General features: G+C 60.0%; 22 protein-coding genes, 1 rRNA gene and 1 pseudogene. 12 read left to right on the top strand and 12 right to left on the bottom strand.

The genetic code is table 11. The features are described from left to right. Nucleotides 1-87: ribosomal RNA gene (locus ACQ4W6_RS16185) — 16S ribosomal RNA — on the bottom strand; the annotation flags it as partial. Nucleotides 88-758: 671 nt separating this feature from the next. Here ACQ4W6_RS16185 and ACQ4W6_RS16180 point away from each other — a divergent pair. From ACQ4W6_RS16180 to ACQ4W6_RS16170, 3 genes are all read left to right on the top strand, one after another. Continuing rightward, nucleotides 759-2042, top strand: a complete 1284-nt coding sequence (locus tag ACQ4W6_RS16180) for a sensor histidine kinase (protein WP_436568193.1) — start codon at nt 759-761, stop codon at nt 2040-2042. A gap of 76 nt (nt 2043-2118) precedes the next feature. After that, the gene (locus tag ACQ4W6_RS16175; RefSeq protein ID WP_436568192.1) at nt 2119-2877 is read left to right on the top strand and encodes a LytR/AlgR family response regulator transcription factor; all 759 of its coding nucleotides are present in this window, start codon (nt 2119-2121) and stop codon (nt 2875-2877) included. Between the two features lie 171 nt (nt 2878-3048). Next, nucleotides 3049-4230, top strand: a complete 1182-nt coding sequence (locus ACQ4W6_RS16170) for a PAS domain-containing sensor histidine kinase (RefSeq protein ID WP_436568191.1) — start codon at nt 3049-3051, stop codon at nt 4228-4230. Between the two features lie 46 nt (nt 4231-4276). On the opposite strand, the gene ACQ4W6_RS16165 is transcribed toward ACQ4W6_RS16170, so the two are convergent. From ACQ4W6_RS16165 to ACQ4W6_RS16155, 3 genes are all read right to left on the bottom strand, one after another. Beyond that, nucleotides 4277-5224 carry a porin gene (locus ACQ4W6_RS16165; protein WP_436568190.1) on the bottom strand — a complete coding sequence of 316 codons (948 nt, stop codon included), beginning with the start codon at nt 5222-5224 and terminating at the stop codon, nt 4277-4279. A 186-nt stretch (nt 5225-5410) separates the two neighbouring features. Beyond that, nucleotides 5411-6061 carry a class I SAM-dependent methyltransferase gene (locus ACQ4W6_RS16160; protein WP_436568189.1) on the bottom strand — a complete coding sequence of 217 codons (651 nt, stop codon included), beginning with the start codon at nt 6059-6061 and terminating at the stop codon, nt 5411-5413. Between the two features lie 61 nt (nt 6062-6122). Continuing rightward, a complete protein-coding gene (locus ACQ4W6_RS16155) occupies nt 6123-7064 on the bottom strand; it encodes a CysB family HTH-type transcriptional regulator (RefSeq protein WP_436568188.1) in 942 nt (313 codons plus the stop codon). Nucleotides 7065-7225: 161 nt separating this feature from the next. Between ACQ4W6_RS16155 and ACQ4W6_RS16150 the strand changes: the two genes are divergently transcribed. The 8 genes and pseudogenes from ACQ4W6_RS16150 (at nt 7226) to ACQ4W6_RS16115 (ending at nt 14977) form a co-directional block, all read left to right on the top strand. Further along, nucleotides 7226-7999: a sulfite exporter TauE/SafE family protein gene (locus tag ACQ4W6_RS16150; protein WP_436568187.1), complete on the top strand. Its 774-nt coding sequence runs from the start codon at nt 7226-7228 to the stop codon at nt 7997-7999. A 63-nt stretch (nt 8000-8062) separates the two neighbouring features. Beyond that, nucleotides 8063-9751 carry a nitrite/sulfite reductase gene (locus ACQ4W6_RS16145; RefSeq protein WP_436568186.1) on the top strand — a complete coding sequence of 563 codons (1689 nt, stop codon included), beginning with the start codon at nt 8063-8065 and terminating at the stop codon, nt 9749-9751. After that, entirely contained in the window at nt 9744-10304 is a 561-nt protein-coding gene (locus ACQ4W6_RS16140; protein ID WP_436568185.1) for a DUF934 domain-containing protein, read from the top strand. Before ACQ4W6_RS16145 ends, ACQ4W6_RS16140 begins: the two co-directional genes overlap by 8 nt. A 9-nt stretch (nt 10305-10313) precedes the next feature. After that, a complete protein-coding gene (locus ACQ4W6_RS16135) occupies nt 10314-11030 on the top strand; it encodes a phosphoadenylyl-sulfate reductase (RefSeq protein ID WP_436568184.1) in 717 nt (238 codons plus the stop codon). 25 nt (nt 11031-11055) lie between these two features. Then, nucleotides 11056-11973: pseudogene (cysD, locus tag ACQ4W6_RS16130) on the top strand (sulfate adenylyltransferase subunit CysD); the annotation flags it as partial. Then, on the top strand, nt 11973-13298 hold the full coding sequence (locus ACQ4W6_RS16125; protein ID WP_436568183.1) for a sulfate adenylyltransferase subunit 1: 1326 nt from the start codon (nt 11973-11975) through the stop codon (nt 13296-13298). The pseudogene cysD and the gene ACQ4W6_RS16125, both read left to right, overlap by 1 nt. Before the next feature lie 13 nt (nt 13299-13311). Further along, nucleotides 13312-14082, top strand: coding sequence for a uroporphyrinogen-III C-methyltransferase (gene cobA, locus ACQ4W6_RS16120; RefSeq protein ID WP_436568182.1), 771 nt, complete (start codon nt 13312-13314; stop codon nt 14080-14082). 250 nt (nt 14083-14332) lie between these two features. After that, nucleotides 14333-14977, top strand: coding sequence for a hypothetical protein (locus ACQ4W6_RS16115; protein ID WP_436568181.1), 645 nt, complete (start codon nt 14333-14335; stop codon nt 14975-14977). A 2-nt stretch (nt 14978-14979) separates the two neighbouring features. Here ACQ4W6_RS16115 and ACQ4W6_RS16110 read toward each other — a convergent pair whose 3' ends face one another. The 4 genes from ACQ4W6_RS16110 to lptF are packed head-to-tail and all read right to left on the bottom strand — an operon-like array spanning nt 14980 to nt 18702. Continuing rightward, on the bottom strand, nt 14980-15969 hold the full coding sequence (locus tag ACQ4W6_RS16110) for a Stealth CR1 domain-containing protein (RefSeq protein ID WP_436568180.1): 990 nt from the start codon (nt 15967-15969) through the stop codon (nt 14980-14982). Continuing rightward, entirely contained in the window at nt 15966-16391 is a 426-nt protein-coding gene (locus ACQ4W6_RS16105; RefSeq protein ID WP_436568179.1) for a sirohydrochlorin chelatase, read from the bottom strand. Before ACQ4W6_RS16105 ends, ACQ4W6_RS16110 begins: the two co-directional genes overlap by 4 nt. Further along, nucleotides 16391-17560, bottom strand: coding sequence for an LPS export ABC transporter permease LptG (lptG, locus tag ACQ4W6_RS16100; RefSeq protein ID WP_436568178.1), 1170 nt, complete (start codon nt 17558-17560; stop codon nt 16391-16393). Before lptG ends, ACQ4W6_RS16105 begins: the two co-directional genes overlap by 1 nt. Next, on the bottom strand, nt 17557-18702 hold the full coding sequence (gene lptF / locus ACQ4W6_RS16095) for an LPS export ABC transporter permease LptF (RefSeq protein WP_436568177.1): 1146 nt from the start codon (nt 18700-18702) through the stop codon (nt 17557-17559). The genes lptG and lptF overlap by 4 nt, the downstream gene beginning before the upstream one ends. Before the next feature lie 67 nt (nt 18703-18769). Between lptF and ACQ4W6_RS16090 the strand changes: the two genes are divergently transcribed. Beyond that, the gene (locus tag ACQ4W6_RS16090) at nt 18770-20263 is read left to right on the top strand and encodes a leucyl aminopeptidase (protein WP_436568176.1); all 1494 of its coding nucleotides are present in this window, start codon (nt 18770-18772) and stop codon (nt 20261-20263) included. Nucleotides 20264-20328: 65 nt separating this feature from the next. Here the strand turns inward: ACQ4W6_RS16090 and ACQ4W6_RS16085 are convergent, their stop codons facing one another. Genes ACQ4W6_RS16085 through ACQ4W6_RS16070 form a run of 4 tightly spaced genes read right to left on the bottom strand, consistent with a single transcriptional unit; the run spans nt 20329 to nt 21965 of the window. Beyond that, nucleotides 20329-20862, bottom strand: a complete 534-nt coding sequence (locus ACQ4W6_RS16085) for a hypothetical protein (RefSeq protein ID WP_436568175.1) — start codon at nt 20860-20862, stop codon at nt 20329-20331. A gap of 11 nt (nt 20863-20873) precedes the next feature. Beyond that, a complete protein-coding gene (locus ACQ4W6_RS16080; protein ID WP_436568174.1) occupies nt 20874-21344 on the bottom strand; it encodes a CreA family protein in 471 nt (156 codons plus the stop codon). Between the two features lie 50 nt (nt 21345-21394). Beyond that, nucleotides 21395-21583: a DUF1653 domain-containing protein gene (locus ACQ4W6_RS16075; RefSeq protein ID WP_436568173.1), complete on the bottom strand. Its 189-nt coding sequence runs from the start codon at nt 21581-21583 to the stop codon at nt 21395-21397. Nucleotides 21584-21593: 10 nt separating this feature from the next. Next, nucleotides 21594-21965, bottom strand: coding sequence for a phiTE_015 family protein (locus ACQ4W6_RS16070; RefSeq protein ID WP_436568172.1), 372 nt, complete (start codon nt 21963-21965; stop codon nt 21594-21596). Nucleotides 21966-22279: the final 314 nt, after the last annotated feature.

Here is a 22279-nt window from a genome sequence, read left to right as displayed (position 1 = left end):
AGAGCAAGCTCCGTGCTGCCGTTCGACTTGCATGTGTAAGGCATGCCGCCAGCGTTCAATCTGAGCCAGGATCAAACTCTTCAGTTTAATCTCTGTTACTTTGCCATTTTATTGGCATGGTCGAACTATTTAACTAGTTCAAACCCCTCGCATTGCGAGGTGTTTGCTCACTCAAAAAACTGACAGGCTACTTCCGAAGAAGTATCCTATTTCATTATTTCTTGTGAACATTTGATATTTTAAGTTAGACGTCAATCCGAAGATTGACGCTGCACTTGCATCAAATGCCCACACTTATCGACTGTTAATTGTTAAAGAACTGTGATCGGTACTACTTTCGCGCTATCGACAAAGCGTTGTGTTTGTCAGCTGCGAAGAAGGAAGAGTATGAAGCGTTTCGGCTACTTTGTCAACCTTCGTTTTTCAGCGCATTGCGCTGAAAAACTTACTGCATCGCCGTTTCCGGTGATCCTCAACTGCCGCATTTGACTGCGTCTCATTGGGGAGGCGAACTATAGCAAAGCCCTGCCCGCCCCGCAAGGGCTATTTTTAGCCACGTGTCACTTTAATAGCGCCTCTCCGCCCAGCCGGCAAAGCCTTCACTTCAAGCACGGTTTTTTGCAGCCTGTCGCAATGGGCTGGCGCACTACTCCTACTTTAGGCACAGTGGCAACATCAGACTCTGACGCGGCTCAACAACAGGTTAAACTTGCCCGCTGCGTCGATTAACTCTTGTTCTTGTATTTTGAAAGCGTCCCATGCTCCCGATTTCCAGCCTGCCCCAACTGTTGAAAACCATCCTCGCCTGGTTGCAACGGGGATTCGACGCGACAACGACCTGGGTCACTCAATTGTCCTGGTGGAAGTTTTTCCTGTTCGCCGCACTGGCCCTGATCGCCGGCTCCATTTTGCAAGATGCACTGTTCTCATCCAGTCCAAACGAAGAAATCGTCATCAAGTCACACAAGCGCAGCAGCAAGGGCACGGGCGACACCAATATCCTGATCGACGATACAGGCATCCATTTCAATCCGCGTAATAGCAAGAACCGGCGCAGCAGTGCCACGGACGCCGCTAACGAGGCGGACGAGCAGGCAAATGCCGTGCCGCCCGAGCCACCGGCGACACCAGCAACACCGGCAACACCGGCCAAGCCCAGCTATCCGGTCACGACCAATGCCTCGGGGGAAGAAGTCCATATCGAGTTGCCGCCGCAAATCGGCGAAGAGTTGTCGAATGCCATCGAAGAAGCGGTCGATGATGCGGCAGAACAAAAGGTTTCGCGCTATCACCAGCAAGCGTCGACCTGGTTCAAGAGTTTTGTCTCACTGCTGGTCCTGGCCCTGTTTGCCATGAAGGCCCTGGTTGGCGGCAAGAAGCGCGCCGAAGCGGAGACCGTCACGGCAAATGAGGCGGCGGAGCGTGAATCCATGCAGCGCCAGCTCAGCGAAGCGAAGATGCAAATGATGCAGGCGCAAGTCGAGCCGCATTTCCTGTTCAACACCCTCGCCTCCGTCGAGCACCTGATCCAGACCGATCCGCCACGCGCCGCCAAGATGCAGCGCAGCCTGATCCAGTACTTGCGCGCCGTACTGCCGCAAATGCGCGACAACGCCCTGATTACCAACCTGGGCCGTGAAGCGGACATGGTGCAAGCCTACTTGAACTTGCTGAAAATGCGCATGGAAGAGCGCCTGACCGTCGATTTCCAGATTCCCGACGGCCTGCGCAGCGCCGCCTTCCCGCCCATGATGCTGCAATCGATGGTGGAAAATGCCATCAAGCATGGCCTGGAAGTCAAGCCGGAAGGCGGTACCTTGCGCATCGTGGCCGACGTAGCGCACAGCAAGCTGCGCGTGACGGTCACCGATGACGGCCTCGGCTTTGGCGTAGTGCCCAGCGATGGCACGGGACTGGGTTTGCCCACCATCCGCGAACGCCTGAAACTGCTGCATGGCGACCAGGGCAGCCTGACCATCACACCCAACCAACCCAGTGGCGTGTGCGCCGTGATCGAAGTGCCGTATCAACTGTCTAAATAAGCTGTCTAAATAAGACAGTTGATAAAAACGCTAAACCATTGAATAATCAATCTTCGCCAGTTCACACTTGAAACCTATGCCTACCGCTATTATTGCCGACGACGAAAGACTGATGCGCGACCAACTGCGCTTGCGCCTGGGCCAGGCCTGGCCCGAACTGGAAATCATCGGCGAAGCCAAGAATGGCGACGAAGCGATCGAACTGGTCGAGCAGCTCAAGCCCGACTTTGCATTTCTCGATATCCGCATGCCCGGCAAGACGGGCATGGAAGCGGCGCAGGTGATTGGCGGCAAGAGCCATATCGTTTTCGTGACGGCCTATGACACGCACGCCGTCGAGGCGTTCGAGCGGGGCGCCGTCGATTATGTGCTCAAGCCGCCCGAGCATGAACGCCTGCTGGTGACGGTAGAACGCTTGAAAACCCATTTAAACAAGCCTGCGCTGGACGTCAACAGCAGCGTCACGGCCATGCTGTCGCAATTGGCGGAAAAAATCACGGCCAAACCCACGTATCTGCAATGGATACAGGCTAGCATCGGCCAGGACTTGCGCATGATACCCGTGGAAGAAATCCTGTTTTTCCGTTCGGACGAGAAATACACCTGCGTGCAGACCAGCAAATATGAGGCGCTGATCCGCAAACCGGTGCGCGACCTGGCCGAAGAGCTCGATCCATCGCTGTTCTGGCAAATCCACCGTGCCACCCTGGTCAATGTGAATGCCATCGAAGGCGTGACGCGCGATATCCGTGGCCGCCACCTGGTACTGATCAAGGGCAAGCCCGACAAGCTCGAGGTGAGCCGCAGCTTCTTGCACCTGTTCAAGCAAATGTAATCCATTCTTGCCGCCGCCCGGCATGCCCGGCGCGGCGCATTACTCTCTTCCTTCCCCCCTTCCTGCGCCACATCAAGCCGCGCCGCGCCAGCAGGCATAGGCTATATATATAGTCCTGCCACCGGCCCTTACCCTGCCTGCCGTCGCCAACACGTTCGCAAGGAGAACCCCATGTCCGACCGAGGCAACTCCGGACTGCTGCACATCTTGCCCTTGGGCATGGCAGCGGCGCTCTTGCTGTGCTTACTCCCGCCCCTCAAGGCCAGCAGGCAACGGCCGGCGCGGGGCCAGGCCATCATCGACAGCGCCAGCGACGCCATCATCAGCATCGACAGCCGGCAAATCATCGTGCATGCGAATGCGGCCGCAGCCAGGCTGTTCGGCGACACGCCGGCCGGCATGCGCAGCATGCGCCTGGGCCACTACATCCTGCGCGACTTGCGCAGCCTGGGCAAGCACGAGGGCGATCCGCCGTCTGATGACATCACCCGGGACCTGCGCCTGACGGGCCGGCGTGCCACCGACTGCACGCTGACGGGCCGGCGCAGCGATGGCGCCATGTTTCCGCTCGAAGGTTTGCTCTCGGCCATGCCGCAAGATGGCCATAGCGTGTTTACCATCATCGTGCGCGACATCAGCGCGCGCAAGCAAGTCCATGCACAACTGGCCCGTTCCTTTTCCCAATTGCGTGAATTATCGAGTGCGCTACAAACCATCCGCGAAGAGGAGCGCAAGCACATTGCGCGCGAACTGCATGACGACCTGGGCCAGTTGCTGGCCACCTTGCGCGTCGACCTGACCCTCGTGCGCCAGCACGCGGACACGACCCTGCCATTGCAGGCGCTGCTGCACAGCATGGATGGCTTGCTGGTGACGTCCATCACCTCGCTGCGCCGCATCGCCAGCAATCTACGTCCGCGCGCGCTCGATGAAGGGGGGCTGTATTTCGCGCTGCAAAAACTGCGCCACGACTTCCTGCAGCGCCGCGCCGTCCATTTTGATTTGCTGGCCGACGAGGCCGACCTGGTGCTCGACGATGCGCGCAGTACGGCCATCTACCGCATCGTGCAAGAGGCGCTGACGAATATCGCGCGCCACGCCGAGGCCAGCCATATCACCATCGCCTTGCACCGCATCGTTTCCTCGCTGGCAATCACAATCCAGGATGACGGCAGGGGCATCGCCGAACACGACCTGGAAAAAGCCACGGCTCTGGGGTTGCTGGGCATGCGCGAACGCGTCTGGGGCCTGGGTGGCAGCATCCAGATCGGCGCCGATAGCGAACTGGGCGGTACACGCATCGAAATCTCGCTTCCCATGCATGCGCAGACGCCGGACACCGCCACCCTATAAAAAAAGCGCCCGCAGGCGCCTTGCATTCCATGACATCAGGAGATGCTTAGAATTTGTGGGCGATGCCCACTTGGTACGACGTCAGCGACTTGACGCTCTCGCGGCCGGCATATGCGTACAGGTCGGTACGCTTCGACAGGTGGTAGTCGTAGCCGACGCCGACTTCCTTGATGGTGTCCTGGCCCGACACTCTGTTGTTGCTTTGCTCTTGCTTGCCATAGGACAGTTTCGCATCACCGCCGCCGACCGTGTAGTTCAGGCCCAGCAGGTAGGATTTGTATTCGCCGGTGGCAGCAACCTTGGTGTCGCCTTTCGAGTAGGCAGCCGTGACCTTGGCTGGGCCAAATTTATAGCCACCACCGACCGACCACAGGTCCGCCTTCGGTGCCACAGCCGTTGCTTGCACGGCTTTTTCGTAGCCGGCGTGCAAGCTGATCGGTCCATTGTCGTAAGTTGCCAGACCGATCACGCCCGCGTCAGCGCTGTTGACTTCGCTCAGCACGTATTGCAGGCTGGCCACGAAACCTTCAAAGCTTGGGCTGTTGTAGGTGACGGCGTTGTTGACGCGCGACGTGCCAACGCCCGAACGCAGCAACGTTTCATTGTTCTTGCCGACCACGCCGTAGGTGTTGAATGGGTCAACGCGGGCGATGGTGCCATCGACCAGATTCTTGGTGCGGCCCATGATGGCGGTACCGAAAGCGCCTTTCAAGCCCACGTAGGCTTGACGGTCGAACAACACGCCTTTTTGCGCACCCGTGTCGGCCAGAAATTCACTTTCGAGGTTGAAAATCGCCGACAGGCCGCCGCCGAGGTCTTCCGTACCCTTGAAACCGAGGCGCGACGCATTGTTCTCGCGTTGCACCACCGGCTGGCCAGTGGTCTTGGCGATACCGAGGTCAACCAGGCCATACACGGTGACGTTTGATTGTGCTTGCGCCGTAGCTGCTGCGAAGGTGCCGATGATCAATGCTGCCAGAGTAATTTTTTTCACTTGAGAATCTCTACATTAGGTTGGACAAGATATGTTGCTGCTTAGCTGCTGAACCGAATCATGCCCAACAAATACTTCAACAATATGACATCGATAAGATGTTGTTTTTTGGCACGGCCTCTTATCAGATAAAAACAACAGACGTAAAAAAACCGCCCGCAGGCGGTTTATCTTGCAGCTCTGGCATTATTTCAGGCGGCAGCTCAGCAGCCAGTAGTATTCCAGGCGCTTCATGCGGATCTCGCGAGCCGAGTGGGCAAACTTCTTGCGCAGGTGGCTATCCGATGGGAAATTCTTCAGCACTTCATAGCGCTCGCCCGCGTCCGTCGTGCGGAACTGGTGAGTATTGCCTTGCAGGTCGGTGCGCGCGATCACGGTGTTGCTGCCATCGACATAGGAATTGTCGATCAGCACCAGCAAAATGTCCTTGCCCAGCTTGCTGCGCAATTGCTTCAGGTACTTTTCCTGGTCTTCGCGCTTGACGTGCGACCACCAGAAACCGGCAAACACGGCCGTGAACTTGCCCAGCAGATCATCGGGCAAGTTAACAGCGTCGAGCTTGGCGAACGTGACGTTGTCGGGCAAGCCGCGCTTTTGTGCCAGCGCCAGCATTTCATCGTTGAGATCGGTGGCCAGCACGGATGCGGCCGTCTCGGCCACCACTTCCGTCCAGTAACCGGTGCCGCAGGCCAGCTCCAGCACGGTGTGGCCTTCGAGCACGTTGGCGACCTTGTCGCGCAATACTTCCAGGTCTTCCTGGCGCTCGGGCTTGTCATAGACGCGCTCGTACTGCTGCGCGATGGTGGCGTAATATTTGGCAAGCTGATCGGTAATCATGTGTTTCTTCTCTTCGTAAATAAGCTGGCCAGGCACCTCGCCCGGCCGTATTCATGCATTGTTATAGTTCGTAGTGCTCTTTCTCACCGCTCATCGCCTGCTCTATGAGCTTGCGGTTCAGGGTCGGCGTCAGCAACTCGATAAAGGTATAGATATAGCTGCGCAAATACGCACCCTGCTTGACGGCCACGCGCGACACATTCATGCCGAACAAATGCCCGACAGGGATGGCGCGCAAGCCTTTGTCGCGCTCGGCATCGAAGGCCATACCCGCTATGATACCAACCCCCATGCCCAACTCGACATAAGTCTTGATCACGTCCGCATCGATGGCTTCGAGCAAGATGTCCGGTTTCAGGCCGCGCAGCGCGAAAGCATGGTCGATTTTATTGCGCCCGGCAAACGCGCTGTCATAGGTAATCAGGGGGAAGGCGGCGATTTCCTCCAGGGTCACGGATTTCGATTTGAGCAGCGGATGGTCGGCCGGCACCACCACCACGTGCTCCCATTGATAGCATGGCAAGGTGATCAGGCCGTCGATGGCGGCGATCGATTCGGTGGCGATGGCCAGATCCGCCTGGTCGCGCTGCACCATTTCGGCGATCTGGCGCGGATTGCCTTGCAGCAACGATAATCGTACCCTGGGGAACTTGATCATGAAGGCCTGCACCACCTTGGGCAAGGTGTAGCGCGCCTGCGTATGCGTGGTAGCAATGGTAAAGCTGCCGCTGTCCTGCGCCGCGAATTCCTTGCCGATGCGCTTCATGCTGTCGATTTCCTGCATGACCAGCTCGACCGACTCCAGCACCAGGCGGCCCGGCTCCGTCAAGCCGCGGATACGCTTGCCATGACGTGTAAAAATATCCACGCCCAGCTCTTCTTCGAGCTCGATGATGGCTTTCGACACGCCCGGTTGCGACGTAAACAAGGCTTTGGCGGCGTCCGTCAGGTTGTAATTCTGCCGGACCGCTTCGCGCACGAAGCGCAGTTGATGGAGATTCATTGCTGGTTTTGCCCTAGATTGCCGTGATGTGCCGAGGTTTCCGCCCTACCGTGATTTTGCGTTCATGCATATACGCATATCGCATATAAGCAAATGCGTACTAAGTAGTTTGGATTAAACACTAAGTTTATTACTATTGCGGGTACTTTGGGGGTGCCAGCATGACTTTGTCTTATATAGTCTCAGGATTTGCCGTAGGATTACTCGTAGGAATGACCGGCGTGGGCGGCGGTTCGCTGATGACGCCGATGTTAACCCTGCTCTTTGGCGTGCCGCCCTCCGTGGCCGTCGGTACCGACCTGGCCTTCGCCTCGATCACCAAGAGCGCCGGGACGCTGACGCACCGCCTGCGCGGCACCATTCGCTGGGATATCGTCAAGCGCCTGTGCATCGGCGCCCTGCCTGCCGCCGTCGTCGCTACCCTGGCGCTGAAATCGTTCGGCACCCTGTCGCCGGAAATCGGCCAGATCATCCGCTATTCGATCGCCGGCTCCGTGCTGCTGACGGTGGTGGCGCTCATTTTCAAGGGCCGCATGTTGGCTTGGATTAATGCCCACCCCGAGAAACAATTGCAAGGCAACAAGCTTGCCGCTGCCACCATCATTTCCGGCGCCGTGCTGGGCGTGCTGGTGACGGTCTCGTCGATCGGCGCCGGCGCCATCGGCGCGACCCTGCTGGTGATGCTGTATCCGCGCATGAGCTCGGCTGAAGTGGCGGGTACCGATATCGCCTACGCCGTGCCCCTGACGGCCATCGCTGCCCTGGGCCACTGGTGGCTCGGTTCCATCCACTGGGAATTGCTGGCCTCGCTGCTGGTCGGCTCCCTGCCCGGCATCACCCTCGGCTCCTGGGTGGCCCGCTCGGTGCCGGAAAAGTTTTTACGCGTGCTGCTGGCAATGACCTTGACCGGCGTGGCAGTGAAGCTAATCTATTAAAGATATCGCATAAAAACACAAAGTATCAAGAACATAATCCCAGGCAATATTTTAGGAATTGATATGTACCATTACGATCAGTACGACCACCTCATCATCAAAGAACGCATCGCCCAGTACCGAGACCAGGTTGCGCGGCGTATCGCCAATGAGCTGACGGAAGAGGAGTTCATTCCGCTGCGCCTGCAAAACGGCCTGTACATGCAGCGCCACGCCTACATGCTGCGCATCGCCGTGCCGTACGGCTTGCTGTCGTCGGCACAGATGCGCATGTTCGCGCACATTGCGCGCAAGTATGACCGTGGCTATGGCCATTTCACCACGCGCCAGAACATCCAGTTCAACTGGATCGAGCTGGAACAGACACCCGATATCCTGACGAACCTGGCTTCCGTGGAAATGCATGCGATCCAGACTTCGGGCAACTGTATCCGTAATACAACATCAGATCCGTACGCCGGCGTCGCCGCCGATGAAATCATCGATCCGCGCCCCTACGCGGAAGTGCTGCGCCAGTGGAGCACTTTCCATCCGGAATTCATCGCCCTGCCGCGCAAATTCAAGGTTGCCATCAATGGTGCCGTGGAAGACCGCGCCGCCATCGCCGTGCATGACATCGGCTTGACGGCCGTGCGCAACGAGGCGGGCGAAGTGGGCTTCAAGGTGATGGCCGGTGGCGGCATGGGCCGTACGCCAATTTTGGGCAGCGTGGTGCGCGACTTCCTGCCATGGCAGCACTTGCTGACGTATATCCAGGCCATCATGCGCGTGTACAACTTGCACGGTCGCCGCGACAACAAATACAAGGCGCGCATCAAGATTCTGTTGAAAGCCATCGGCGTGGAAGAATTCACGCGCCAGGTGGAAGCGGAATGGGTCGACTTGAAAGATGGCCCGGAAACCTTGACCATCGAGGAAATGCAGCGCGTGGCGGACTTCTTCAATCCGCCCGCCTACGCCGCCCTGCCGGAACTCGACTACCAGGCAGAGCACGCCGACAACAAGGCGTATGTGAATTGGCTGACACGCAACGTCAAGCCACACCAGCGCCCCGGTTATGTGGCCGTGGTGCTGTCGCTGAAGAAAACGGGCGTGCCGCCGGGCGACGCGACGGCAGAGCAGATCGACTTCGTGGCCGAGCTGGCCGACCGCTACAGCTTTGGCGAACTGCGCGTGACGCACGAGCAAAACCTGGTGCTGGCCGACGTCGAGCAGTCGAAACTGTTCACACTGTGGCAGGAAGCCAAGGCGCATGGCCTGGCCACGCCCAACATTGGTTTGCTGACGGACATGATCTGCTGCCCGGGCGGCGATTTCTGCTCGCTGGCCAACGCCAAGTCGCTGCCGATCGCCGCCGCCATCGCCGAGCGCTTCGACAACATCGACTTCCAGCACGATATCGGCGAGATCGAACTGAACATTTCCGGCTGCATCAATGCCTGCGGCCACCATCACGTGGGCAGTATCGGCATCCTGGGCGTCGACAAGGATGGCAGCGAATGGTATCAAGTGTCGATCGGCGGCGCGCAGGGCAACCACGCGGCCATCGGCAAGATCATCGGACCATCGTTCTCTTCCCTGCAGATGCCTGAAGTCATCGGCCGCCTGCTGCACGTCTACGTGCGCGACCGCCATGAAGGCGAGCGCTTCGTCGATACGGCCCAGCGCCTGGGCCTGGCGCCGTTCAAGGAACACGTCTATGCAACGCCGATCAAGGTCGGCAACCTGGTGGGAGAAGACGAATATGTTTGAAGTACGCGAAGAAATCATCAAGAACGCCGCCGTGGTGCCGAACAGCTGGGGCCTGCTGCGCCTGGACGAAGGCGACACACCGGACACGCTGGTCGTGCCGGCCGGCAAGGTCATCGTGCCGCTGCTCGTGTGGCAAGCCCAGCGCGAGACCCTGGCCGCCCGCCTGCCCGACATCGGCGTCTGGCTGGCCAGCGATGAGCGCCCGGAAGAGCTGGCGGCCGACGTGGCGCGACTGCCCGTCATCGGCGTCGATTTCCCGAAATTCACGGATGGGCGCGGCTATTCCATCGCCTTCAACCTGCGCGCCCGCCTGGGTTTCCGCGGCGAACTGCGCGCCATCGGCGACGTGCTACGCGACCAGCTGTTTTCCATGCACAGGGTAGGCTTTGACGCATATGCCACCCGCCCGGACCGCAGCATCCATGATGCTTTGAAAGGCTTGTCTGTGTTTTCAGAAACTTACCAGGCGTCGTGGGATCAAAAATCGCCGCTGTTCCGCCGCCACCAGCGCGAAGGCCAGAATCCTGACCTCGACAACGCGGCCGGCATCTGAGGCAACACTATGAGCAATTTAACCACTTTAATTGACGCCACCGAGCAAACGCTGACACGCATCGCCGCGGATTTTTCGCCGGCCGTGTTCGCTTCTAGCCTGGCAGCCGAAGACATGGTGCTGACCGACCTGATTCTCAAGGCAAAGCTGCCCATCGCGATCTTTTCCCTGGAAACGGGCCGGCTGCACCAGGAAACCCTGGCCGTACTCGACAAGGTGAAAGCCCGTTACGACCACGACATCGTCCTGTACCGGCCACAGCCGGAAGCGGTGGCGGCTTACGTGGAGCAGAACGGCTTGAACGCGTTTTACAACAGCGTCGAGATGCGCCGCGAATGCTGCCGCATCCGCAAAGTCGAGCCGCTGGGGCGCGCCCTGGCCGGCAACAAGGCCTGGATTACGGGCCAGCGCCGCGCCCAATCGAGCACGCGCGCCGAACTGCACGTGCAAGAGATTGACGCGGCGCATGGCATGACCAAATTCAATCCACTGGCCGACTGGTCCGAGCAGGATGTGTGGGACTATATCCGCGCCAACGATGTGCCGTACAACGCACTGCACGATCAGGGCTACCCGTCGATCGGCTGCGAACCGTGCACCCGCGCCGTGCAGCCAGGCGAAGATGTACGCGCCGGGCGCTGGTGGTGGGAAAACCCGGATTCCAAGGAATGCGGCCTGCATATGGTGGATGGCAAATTGATACGCATCAAATCCGTGGCAGCCTGAACAGACACAGCAGAACAAGAAAGCATCCAATATGAGCAATATTTTGAACCAGCGCCACCTCGACAGCCTTGAGTCGGAAGCCATCCATATCCTGCGCGAAGTGGCGGCCGAATCGGCCAACCCTGCCCTGCTGTTTTCCGGCGGCAAAGATTCCGTCGTCCTGCTGCGTTTGGCTGAAAAAGCCTTCCGTCCAGGCAAGTTCCCGTTTCCCCTCGTGCATATCGACACGGGTCATAACTTCCCGGAAGTCATCACTTTCCGTGACAAGAAAGTGGCGGAACTGGGCGAACGCCTGATCATCGGCTCGGTGGAAGATTCCATCGAGCGCGGCACGGTGCGCCTGCGCAACCCGGCCACCGACTCGCGCAACGCGGCGCAAGCGGTGACCTTGCTGGAAACCATCGCCAAGTATAAATTTGACGCCTGCATCGGTGGTGCGCGCCGCGATGAGGAAAAAGCCCGCGCCAAGGAACGCATCTTTTCATTCCGCGACGAATTCGGCGCCTGGGACCCGAAAGCCCAGCGCCCCGAACTGTGGGACCTGTATAACACGCGCGTGCATCCGGGCGAAAACATGCGCGTCTTCCCCATCTCGAATTGGACTGAACTTGACGTATGGCAATACATCGCCCGGGAAAAGCTGGAATTGCCGCCGATTTACTTTGCGCACGAACGCCAGGTGATCCCGCGCAACGGTTTGTTGGTGCCGCTGACGGACCTGACGCCGCCGCGCGACGGTGAAACGGTGGAAACGCAAGTCGTGCGCTTCCGTACCGTAGGCGATATTTCGTGCACTTGCCCCGTCTCGTCTGACGCGGCCACGGTCGACGCCATCATCGCCGAGACGGCAATCACGCAAATCACCGAACGGGGCGCCACCCGCATGGATGACCAGACTTCCGAAGCCTCGATGGAAAAACGCAAGAAAGCAGGGTATTTCTAATGAACGCAGCAATCTCGAACACCACCTCCACCGCCACCGACAGTGTAGAGCGCGGCATGTTGCGTTTTATCACAGCCGGTTCCGTCGATGACGGCAAGAGCACCCTGATCGGCCGCCTGCTGTTCGACAGCAAGGGCATCTTCGCCGACCAACTCGACGCCATGTCGCGCTCCAAGCACAAGCGCACGGTGGGCGACGCGGTCGACCTGTCCCTGCTGACGGACGGCCTGGAAGCGGAACGCGAGCAAGGCATCACCATCGACGTGGCCTACCGCTATTTCGCCACGCCGAAGCGCAAGTTCATCATCGCCGACACGCCAGGCCACGAACAGTACACGCGCAACATGGTCACGGGCGCCTCCACGGCCGACGCCGTCATCATCCTGATCGACGTGTCGAAAGTAAAACTGGGTGACGATGGCAGCGTAGAACTGTTGATCCAGACCAAGCGCCATTCGACGATTGCCCATTTGCTGCAAATCGAGCACGTGGTCGTCGCCGTCAACAAGATGGACCTGATCGATTACGATGAAACGGTGTACAACCGCATCGTCGCGGCCTACCGCACATTCGCCCAGTCGCTGGGCCTGAAGGACATCACGCCGATTCCCCTGTCCGCCTTGACGGGCGACAATGTCGTCGAACGGGGCGACAAGCTGGGCTGGTACACGGGCCCGACCCTGATCGAGCTGCTCGAATCGCTGTCTGTCTACGACGAATCGCACGACACGCCGTTCCGCTTCCCGGTGCAGCTGGTGGCGCGCCACAATGGCCATGAAGCAAACGATTTCCGTGGCTACATGGGCCGCATCGAAGCTGGCAAGGTCAGCATTGGCGACACCCTGGTGGTGCAGCCTTCGGGCCAGACGGCCACCGTGAAGGACATCGTCACCCTGGACGGCTCGCTGCCGACGGCCGTGGTGGGCCAGTCCGTGACTTTGCTGCTCAATGAATACCTGGATATTTCGCGCGGCGACATGCTGGCCAGCTTTGATCGTCCTGCCACCTTGCTGAAACAGGTGGTAGCCGACGTCTGCTGGCTGTCGGAAGACGCGCTGGACCTGCGCCGCAAATACTGGATTAAGCATGGCACGAAACAGACGGCGGCGAAGATCACCGCCATCGACACCTTGCTCGATATCAATACGCAGCAGCGCCATCCGGCCGACGGCCTGAAGCTGAACGATATCGCCCGCATCAGCCTGAACGTGCAGCAGCCGCTGGCGGCCGACTCTTATGATGATATCCGTGCCACTGGCGCGTTTATCCTGATCGATGAAGTGACCCACCAAACCGTCGCCGCCGGCATGATCCGCATCGGTTAAGGAAGGCAGCCAGATGAAACACACAGCGACAGCATCCCTGCCCGGTAAAGTCTACCTGGTCGGTGCCGGCCCCGGCGCGCAAGACTTGATGACCTTGCGCGGCGCGCGCCTGCTGGCGCAAGCGGACGTCGTGCTGCACGACGCGCTGGTCACTGGCGAGATGCTGGAGCTGTGCCCGCAGGCGCAAAAGATTCTTGTGGGCAAGCGCTGCGGCCAGTTGTCCACGGCGCAAGCGTTCATCAACAAGCAACTGGTCGACAGCGCGCGCAAGCACGCCGTCGTGGTGCGCCTGAAAGGGGGCGACCCGATGCTGTTCGGCCGCGCCGACGAGGAATTGCGGGCGCTGGAAGAAGCGGGCATCGAAGTCGAAGTGGTGCCCGGCATTACCACGGCGCTGGCGGCAGCGGCCGCCACGCAGCAGCCGCTGACCAAGCGTGGCGTGGCGCGCAGCGTGGCCTTCTTTACGTCCAGCACGGCGCCAGGCGAACCTGAGCAGACGCGCATTCCCGACTGCGATACCCTGGTGCAATACATGGGCGGACGCGAAGCCACCGTCACGGCGCAGCGGCTGCTGGCGCAAGGCCGGCGTGCCGACACGCCCGTGGTGGTGATTGAAAACTGCAGCCGTCCCGACCAGCGCATCGTGCGTTTGCCCCTGAGTGCGCTGGCGCATGGCCTGGACGATGCCCATGGCCCCGTGCTGGTGATGCTGGGCGACGCCATGGCCACGCGCAGCTGCCAGGCCATCACACCGGAGGCCCTGCTGGCGCGCCGCCATGCCTGAATAAACACACTGTATTTTACCGACTTTAAAGTCAGTAACTGACGTCTTCAGATAAAACATGATAGGATGCTGACGCATCTTTTCTCGAGAAGTTATTGCGTGATAGCAATGAAAATCACGCTCGCCCTCCCATAGCGCTTGCTGTGCGGCCTCCCCGCCAAGGGGAACCCGCACAATACCCTCCCCGAAAAAAGCTGCGCCCGCAGGCTGCAATACCGCGCCGCGCAACTTGATCCGTCACGCCCCAACCATGAATTTCACCTCCACGCGCGAAGCCCTGACTTCGCTCAGCCGCAGCAGTGCCGGCGTCGCCAGCGCCGTACTCTTGAGCATGCTCGCCGCCATCGCCCTGTGGACAGTCTTCCCCGATATCGACGATGAAAATCATCTGCTGGAATGGCTGCAGGCGCTATTGCTAGCCCTGGCCTGCACGGTGCATGGCGTGCGCGCGTGGCAGGAAGCCGACCGCCAGTCCTTGCGTTTCCTCATGCATGCGGGCTTGTGCGCCCTGCTGTTCGGTTTCCTGCTGCGCGAGCTCGATATTAACCAGTTCGGCACGGCACCCGCCTGGGCGCAGCTTGAAAAAACCCTGCGCGTGGTGGAATTGCTGATACTGGTACGCCTGCTGATTTTCTTCGCGCCGCGTGCGCGCAAAGTCTTCGCCGTGGCGCCGCAACTTTTCAGCATGCACATCACCATCCTGACCGCCATCGGCGGCTTGCTGATGCTGGCCGGCTGGCCTTTCGACAAGAAGGTGTTTCATGGCATGCCGGACGCTTACGCGCTGCTGGGCGAAGAAGTGTGCGAACTGGGCGCTTATCTGCTGCTGTTTCTCGCTTCGCTGTCCGACACCACGGCCGCTGCCCGCATCAGCCTGGCGTCGAAAAAAAACTAGCCCTATTCGAATGACGATGGCAGCGGCAGCAGCCGCTGCAGGGTAGCTGCCACGCGCAGCAGGCGCGGATCGTCGTCCTCGGCCTCGTCGCAAGTATCGTTGATGCAGAAAAATGGCAGGCTGCCGAAACGCGCCGCCAGTTCCCTGAGCTGCTGCGGCGCCGCCACATCGCCGCTGGCGATATGCAGCGGGTCGAGTATGCGCGCCCGCGCCAAGCCCTGATGCACCATCCAGCGCGGCACCAGGTCCGGCAGCAACGCCGGCACCCGCCACGAACGGAACACTGTCGCGCGCACGCCGGCAAACAGGGCTGGCGCCAGCGCTTCGAGCGCATGCAGCGCGCTTTTCAGCATGGGCCGCGGCGCATGCGCATACAGACGCGGTTCATGCCGGTAATTGGCGTACTGTGACGACAGCCATTGCCTGGCCAGGGTGGCGCAATTGACGGGCGCCGCCACGTGGGCACGCAAGCCACCACTCTCTTCCTGCAGCGCGCTTTCCGTGAAAACGCTCAGGCAACGCTCCCCGTCCGCGCCAAACCAGAATGCCGGCTCGAACGGCGCGCCAAAAAATACATCATCATTCAGGTACAGGAAGCGTTCGGACAAGCCCGGAATATGGTGCAGATACGATTCGATATGGCCGGAATCGAACACGGGCAGCGCGGCGCCGGGCATCAGGCTGGCATGATCGATCACCGTCAGGCGCGTTGATGCGCGCAGCCAGGCCGGCACTTGCCGGTCCGTCAGCAGGTAGATATGGCCGTGGCCGGGAAAGAAGCGCTCCAGCGCGCGCAGGTTGTAGCGCAATTCACCATTGTCGCGGTAGCGCCCCGCCACATTGCCATGCAGGGCCAGCTGGCCGGGATGCGCCTGCACCCAGGCGGCATAGGCCTGCTGCCGGCGCGCGCGCCAGGCCGGGTCGGCACCGTCGACCCATAAGTAGACGATGTCGATGCCTGCGGCAGGCGTCGCGCTGGCGGCGCAGTTCAAGCGAGGACGCTGGCGCCTGGCGCGGCCACGCAGTAGTCGGCGATGGCGGCGAGCACGCTGGCGTTCTCGCCCACCGCCTCGACCACCTTCAGGCGCAGTTGGGGATGCTGCTGGCGCAGTTCTTCCACCAGCAAAGGCAGGTCACGCAGCACGTGTCCACCCTGCCCCAGGAAAACAGGCACCACGGTGACGTCGAGGGTGGCGCCAGCAGGCAGGCCGCCCAGCAAGGTTTGTACCAGCTCGGGCAGGCGCGGCGCCATCAATTCCAGGAAGGCCAGGTGGACGCTGGTTGCGGGCATGCGCGCCTGGGTCAGTTCGCGCAGGCGCTCGAATGGCGCCGCCCATGCCGCGGCGCGCGCGCCATGCGCAAACAGGATCAGCGCCTGCTGCACGCCGGTAGCCGGCACAGGCGAGGCGGGCATCAGTGCCGCTCCACCCACCACAGGGCGCCCAGCGCCAGCAGCAGATACAGGACGCTTGGCGCCACCGCCGTCAGGAAGGCCGGCCAGGTGCTGAGCAGGCCCAGGTGCGAGAACAGGGTGTTGACCAGCATGAAGCTGACGCCGATCATGATGCCGATGAAGATTTTCAGGCTGATGCCGCCACTGCGCGTATGCATGTAGGCGAACGGCAGGGCGAGTGCCATCAGCACGAAAATGGCCAGCGGATCGATCAGCTTTTTCCAGAAGGCGATGCGGAAACGCTCGGTCTCCTGCTTGTTCTCGGCCAGGTGGCGCGTGTACACGGCCAGTTCGGCCGCCGACATGCGCTCGGGGTCAGAAGCCGATACCGTCAGGATCTTCGGCGTGACTTCCGACACCATGTCCTTGCTCGCGCTTTGCACCGTGCGTACCAGGCTCGTTTCCTGGCCAAAGTAATTTTCCAGCTTCGGCTCGAAGCCGGGCGTGGCCACGGCGCTATTCGAGAACGAAGTTTCCGTCACATCGGTCAGGCGCCAGATATTGTTGCCCTGATACGTCGCCCCTTTGGCCACGGTCAAGGTACGCAAGCGCATATCGATGTCAAATTCATACAGCTTGACGTTTTTCAGCTGGCCGTCCGGCCGCGCTTCGCCGACATTGAAGAAACGCGAACCGATGACGGTACCCGTCAGGCCATCGCTCTTGACCATGTCCTTGGTCCACAGGCCCGAGCGAAAATCGCTCGACACGGCAGCGCCGCGCGAGGTCAGCTTGAGGCGCTCGGCCAGCGGCTCCGTGCGCGGCGTGATCAACTCGCCAAAGATGAAGGTGATGACGACAAAGACGAGACCGATGCGTAACAAAAAGCCTGCCGCCATCGCCGTCGACATGCTCGATGCACGCATGATGGTAAATTCCGAACTGGCGGCAAACTGCGCCATCGTATAGATGGTGCCGATCAGGGCCGCAATCGGCATCACTTCGTACACATGGCCCGGCACCAGCACCAGCACATACAGAAACGCGTACTGGATGGTATAGCCGTTGCGGCCCACCTTGGGCAGTTCGCCCGTCAGGTCGATGAAAGCCTGCAGCGCCAAAAAGGCCAGCAGGACGAACAGCACCGCCTGGAATATCGAAACCGCAAAATAGCGTTGTAAAATCTTCATTTCGATGCCGCTTTATCTGTTTTTCCGGCGCAGCGCGCACGCTTGAAGGACGCCAGCAGGACTAGCGGATGATAGCGGTGATTCACATTCAGGCGCCAGACAAACAGCGCCACCACGGCCAGTGCCGCCAGCAGATGCAGCGGCCACCAGGCCATGCTGAACGTCAGCCGCCCCTGCTTCACGCTGGCTTCGGCAACCTTGATCAAGTTGCTATACGAAAAGAAAATCAGCAGGGCCACGATCAGATTGGCCGAACTGCCGGCACGCGGATTGACAAAACCCAGTGGAATGGCCAGCAGGATCAGCATCAGCCCGATCATCGGCGCACTCACGCGCCATAGCAATTCAGCCATGGTGTACTGGTTGCCCGCTTCAACCAGCGCCACGGTACTCATGGCGCGCACGCCCAGGTCGGCGCCCAGTTCCTGCTGCTTGCTCTCGATGCGCATGATGTACTGCTCGAATTCCATGGTCTGGAAGTCGGCCTGCGTCGGCACGCCCTGATAGCGGCGGCCGCTTTTCAGCACCAGGAAGCGTTCGCCACGGGCGTCGGTATTGATCACGCCTTCCCGGGCGACGACGACGACGGCGCTGCCTTTTTCATCGACCGTATTGACGAACACGTTCTGCACCACATTCTTTTCGCCGCTGACGCCTTCGACGAAGAAGATGCGGTTGCTGCCGGCCGACTCACGGAACTGGCCCGGCGTGACTTTCTGCAGGTCTTCGCGCTTTTCGAAGCGCGCCACATATTCGTCGCTTTTCATTTGCGCCCACGGCGTCGCGTACAGGCTCAGGATGCCGGTGGCCAGCACCAGTGGCAGGCCAAAGCTCAGCACCGGCCAGATCCAGCGCGACAGGCTCAGGCCGGAGGCAAACCACACCACCATCTCCGACTCCTTGTAGCTGCGCGTGACCACCATCAGCACCGAGATGAAACCGGTGAGGATGAGGATGGTGGGCAACTGCATCAGGGCAGAAAAGGCCATCAATGACATGACGTCGGACGACGCGATCTTGCCGCCCGCCGCCTTGCCGAGAATACCGATCAGCATCCAGGTGAGCAGGATGCTGAACAAAACAGTGAAGGTGGCCCCGGCGGCACTAGCCAATTCACGTCGAAGGGCGCGTTGAAAGATCATTCGGAGTTTATAATTCGGGTCAGTTAGTTGAGTAACACGTTACTAGTAAATGAAAACGGAGAACCAAATGGACTTTAGCATAAAAGCATTCGATACCAAGAGCACCCTCGGCACGGCCAAAAGCGGATGCATCGCGGTTGCGGTATTCGAAAACAAAAAACTGTCGCCAGCGGCACAATCGCTGGACAGCAAGGGTGCGATTTCGGCTGCGCTGAAGTCCGGCGACATCAGCGGCAAGCCTGGCAGCACGTTGCTGCTGCGCGCAGTCGATGGCGTCGCCGCCGAACGTGTTCTGCTCGTCGGCATGGGCAGCGATGAAACTGTCAGCGAAAAAAGCTTCGCTACCGGCGTACAAGCGGCGCTGAAGGCCTTCGGCTCCCTGGGCGCTGCGGACGCCATTATCGCATTACCGCTGACGGATGTGAAAGAGCGCGACGTAAATTGGGCAATCCGTTGCGTGGTGCAAGCTGCACACGACGGCGAATACCGCTGCGACTGGCAAAAAAGCAAAAAAGATCCGGCGCCAGCGGGCGTGCGCAAGCTCACCCTGTCGGCACCGGCAACAGTGGCCACGCGCGGCGCGCTGGCACAAGCCATCGCCATTGCCAACGGTTCCGACCTGACGCGCAAGCTGGGCGACCTGCCAGCGAACATCGCCAACCCGACCTACCTGGCCAGCACGGCCAAGCAGCTGGCCAAGGATTACAAGTTTGAAGTCGAAGTCCTGGACCGCAAACAACTCGAAGCGCTGAAAATGGGCAGCTTCCTGTCCGTCACCAACGGCAGCGAACAGCCGCCGAAGTTCATCGTCCTGAAACACATGGGCGGCAAGGCCAAGGATGCGCCAGTGGTCCTGGTCGGCAAAGGCATCACCTTCGACACGGGCGGCATCTCGCTCAAGGCCGGCCCTGGCATGGACGAAATGAAATACGACATGTGCGGCGCCGCCTCGGTACTGGGCACCTTCCGCGCCATCGGTGAAATGAACCTGAAGCTGAACGTCATCGGCGTCATCGCCGCGTGCGAAAACATGCCATCGGGCCGCGCCACCAAGCCGGGCGACATCGTCACCTCGATGAATGGCCTGACCATCGAAGTGCTCAACACCGATGCCGAAGGCCGCCTGGTGCTGTGCGATGCGCTGACCTACGCCGAACGCTTCAAGCCGGCAGCCGTGGTCGATATCGCCACCCTGACGGGCGCTTGCGTCGTCGCCCTGGGCCACCACAACAGCGGCCTGTTTACGCGCAGCGATGCGGCGCATGACCAGCTGGCCAACGAACTGCTGGCAGCGGGCAAGCAAGCCAGCGACACCGCATGGCGCATGCCGATCGAAGAAGCGTACAACGAGCAGCTGAAATCGAACTTCGCCGACCTGGCCAACATCGGCACGCCAGGCGGCGGTTCGGTGACGGCAGCAGCGTTCCTGGAAAACTTCACCAAGAAGTACACCTGGGCGCATCTGGACATCGCCGGCACGGCATGGAAATCGGGCGGCGCAAAAGGCGCCACCGGACGTCCGGTGCCTTTGCTGACCACGTTCCTGATCAACCGCGTATAAGAGAACGCCAGACCAAGCCGCCACGGTCCATGACCATGGCGGCTTTTTCATGCGTGGCGTATTAGTCAGTAGACGACAGGGTCGGGAATCGGCATTGGCGCCACCTTCGGCTGCACGACGGGTTGCGGCGTCGCTTCGGCCGGCGCGGCAATCGGCGCGGGCACGGGCGCGGGTGGTGGCAGCAGGCGCGCCGGGTCTTGCATGACGATGGTCAGGGTGGACGGGTAGTCAAAACCGGCGCCCGTGTTGCGGTCGACGAAATAGCCGACGCCCAGGGTCAGGATGACATTGCCCCAGACGCTGCCATTGAGCTTGGGGTCGATGCTGCCATCCATTGCGACGGCGGGCGAGCCATGTTTCCTACAGTCAACTTTTATCGGTTCGCGGCTCTTGCGGATGGTGATGCGCCCTGGCGTGGTGACGAACCACTTGCCCACGTCATTGCTGAGGATACAGCCGGCGCCAGGCAGCTCGCGGTTTTCCTGGATGGTTTGCACCAGCACCATCTGCTCGGTGTTACCGGTCAGGGTGGCGCAGCCGCCCAGGCCAAACAGCAGCAGCGCACTGGCGGCAAGAGCGGCAGACGATGGTCCACGCATGGAAAGTTCGCTTAACGGACGGGGATAGGCTGCTCGCCAGGCACGGCGACGGCAGTGACGCTATTTTTCGGACTGCCCTCGATCAGGCGGTCGGAATACACCAGGTAGACCAGCGTGTTGCGCTTGCTGTCGACCATGCGCACCACGCGCACATGCTTGAAGAAAATGGAGGCGCGCTCGCTAAACACTTCTTCCTGGCGCGGCAGCTTGCCCTTGAATTGCAGCGGCCCCACCTGGCGGCAGGCCACGGCGGCATCGGCCTTGTCTTCGGCCAGGCCGACAGCGCCCTTGATGCCGCCCGTCTTGGCGCGCGACAGATAGCAGCTGACGCCGGCGACGCGGGGATCGTCATAGGCTTCGACGACGATCTTGTGGTCAGGCCCGATCAGCTTGAAGACGGTATCGACGGAGCCGATGGTTTCGGCCTGCGCCGGGACGCACGCGGCGCCCAGCAACAGTGTAGCAGCCAGCAATGTATGCATCGAGAGACTCATAGAGGTAAGCCAGTGAGGTAAGCGTGCGGACACGGCCATCAGTTGATGGGGGCAAAACGCTGCACCATGACGCCTTCGACCTCGATCAGCTGAAAGAACACGTCTTTCGGCCGGGTCCAGATCGAACCGTCAGCGGCGCGATAGACGATCATCGGCGTCAGGTCCGATTCCAGCTTGGCTTCGCACACCAGTTCGTAAATGCCGCCCTTGTAGTGCCGATAACGCATCGCCGTCCCCTCAAGCCGTTGAATCTTCGCTCTTGTCGTCGGCCAGTGCCTTCTGTTTCATCTTCAGGCCCTGGATTACTTTCAAAATACCTTCCATGCCGGCGGCGCCATCGGCGCCATTGAAGGCGTCGAGCACTTCATTGAGCACCTTGTTGCGCACGGTCGCTTCATCGGAGGACATCTCCAGCGCGCGCTGGGCCTTCGCCGCCTTTTCGGCCGCGCTGACCCGCGGCTTGGTTACCGTCTTGCCATGCGTCAGAGCTGCCTGCCAGATGACCCAGCGGCGCTGGGTCTCGAAAATCAGGTACTCTTCCGGTTTGTCTTCTCTTCGCCGCACAATGTGGCCGTCACGCTGCGCCCACGCTTCAAATGCAGTTCGCATTTTCTTCCTTTGCAAATGCTACGCGCAAGTCTCACTATTAAAACTGCAACATTTCAAAATGGTACCATTTATTGATGTCGCAAAACAGTCTCATGAATAGAGTGCTGCAATTTATATAACAAGTCTGGCGGCGCCAAGGTTGGAATCTACGTTCCGCCCTGGGCACAGTGGTCATGTAATTCGGAATAGCAATTACAACTAATTACAACTGCTTCCTGTTTGGTTCCTAAGTTCGCCGTAACAAAGCCATGTGACACAGTTGCTACATTGTGCCATTTTAGTAGTTTTTATCGCGTTTTAGCGAGAAAATTTAC

This window comes from Janthinobacterium woesei (assembly GCF_051380875.1).
Classification (GTDB): Bacteria; Pseudomonadota; Gammaproteobacteria; order Burkholderiales; family Burkholderiaceae_D; genus Janthinobacterium.
The sequence above is the reverse complement of the archived record's forward strand: the minus strand, read 5'-3'. Positions and strand labels throughout refer to the sequence as shown.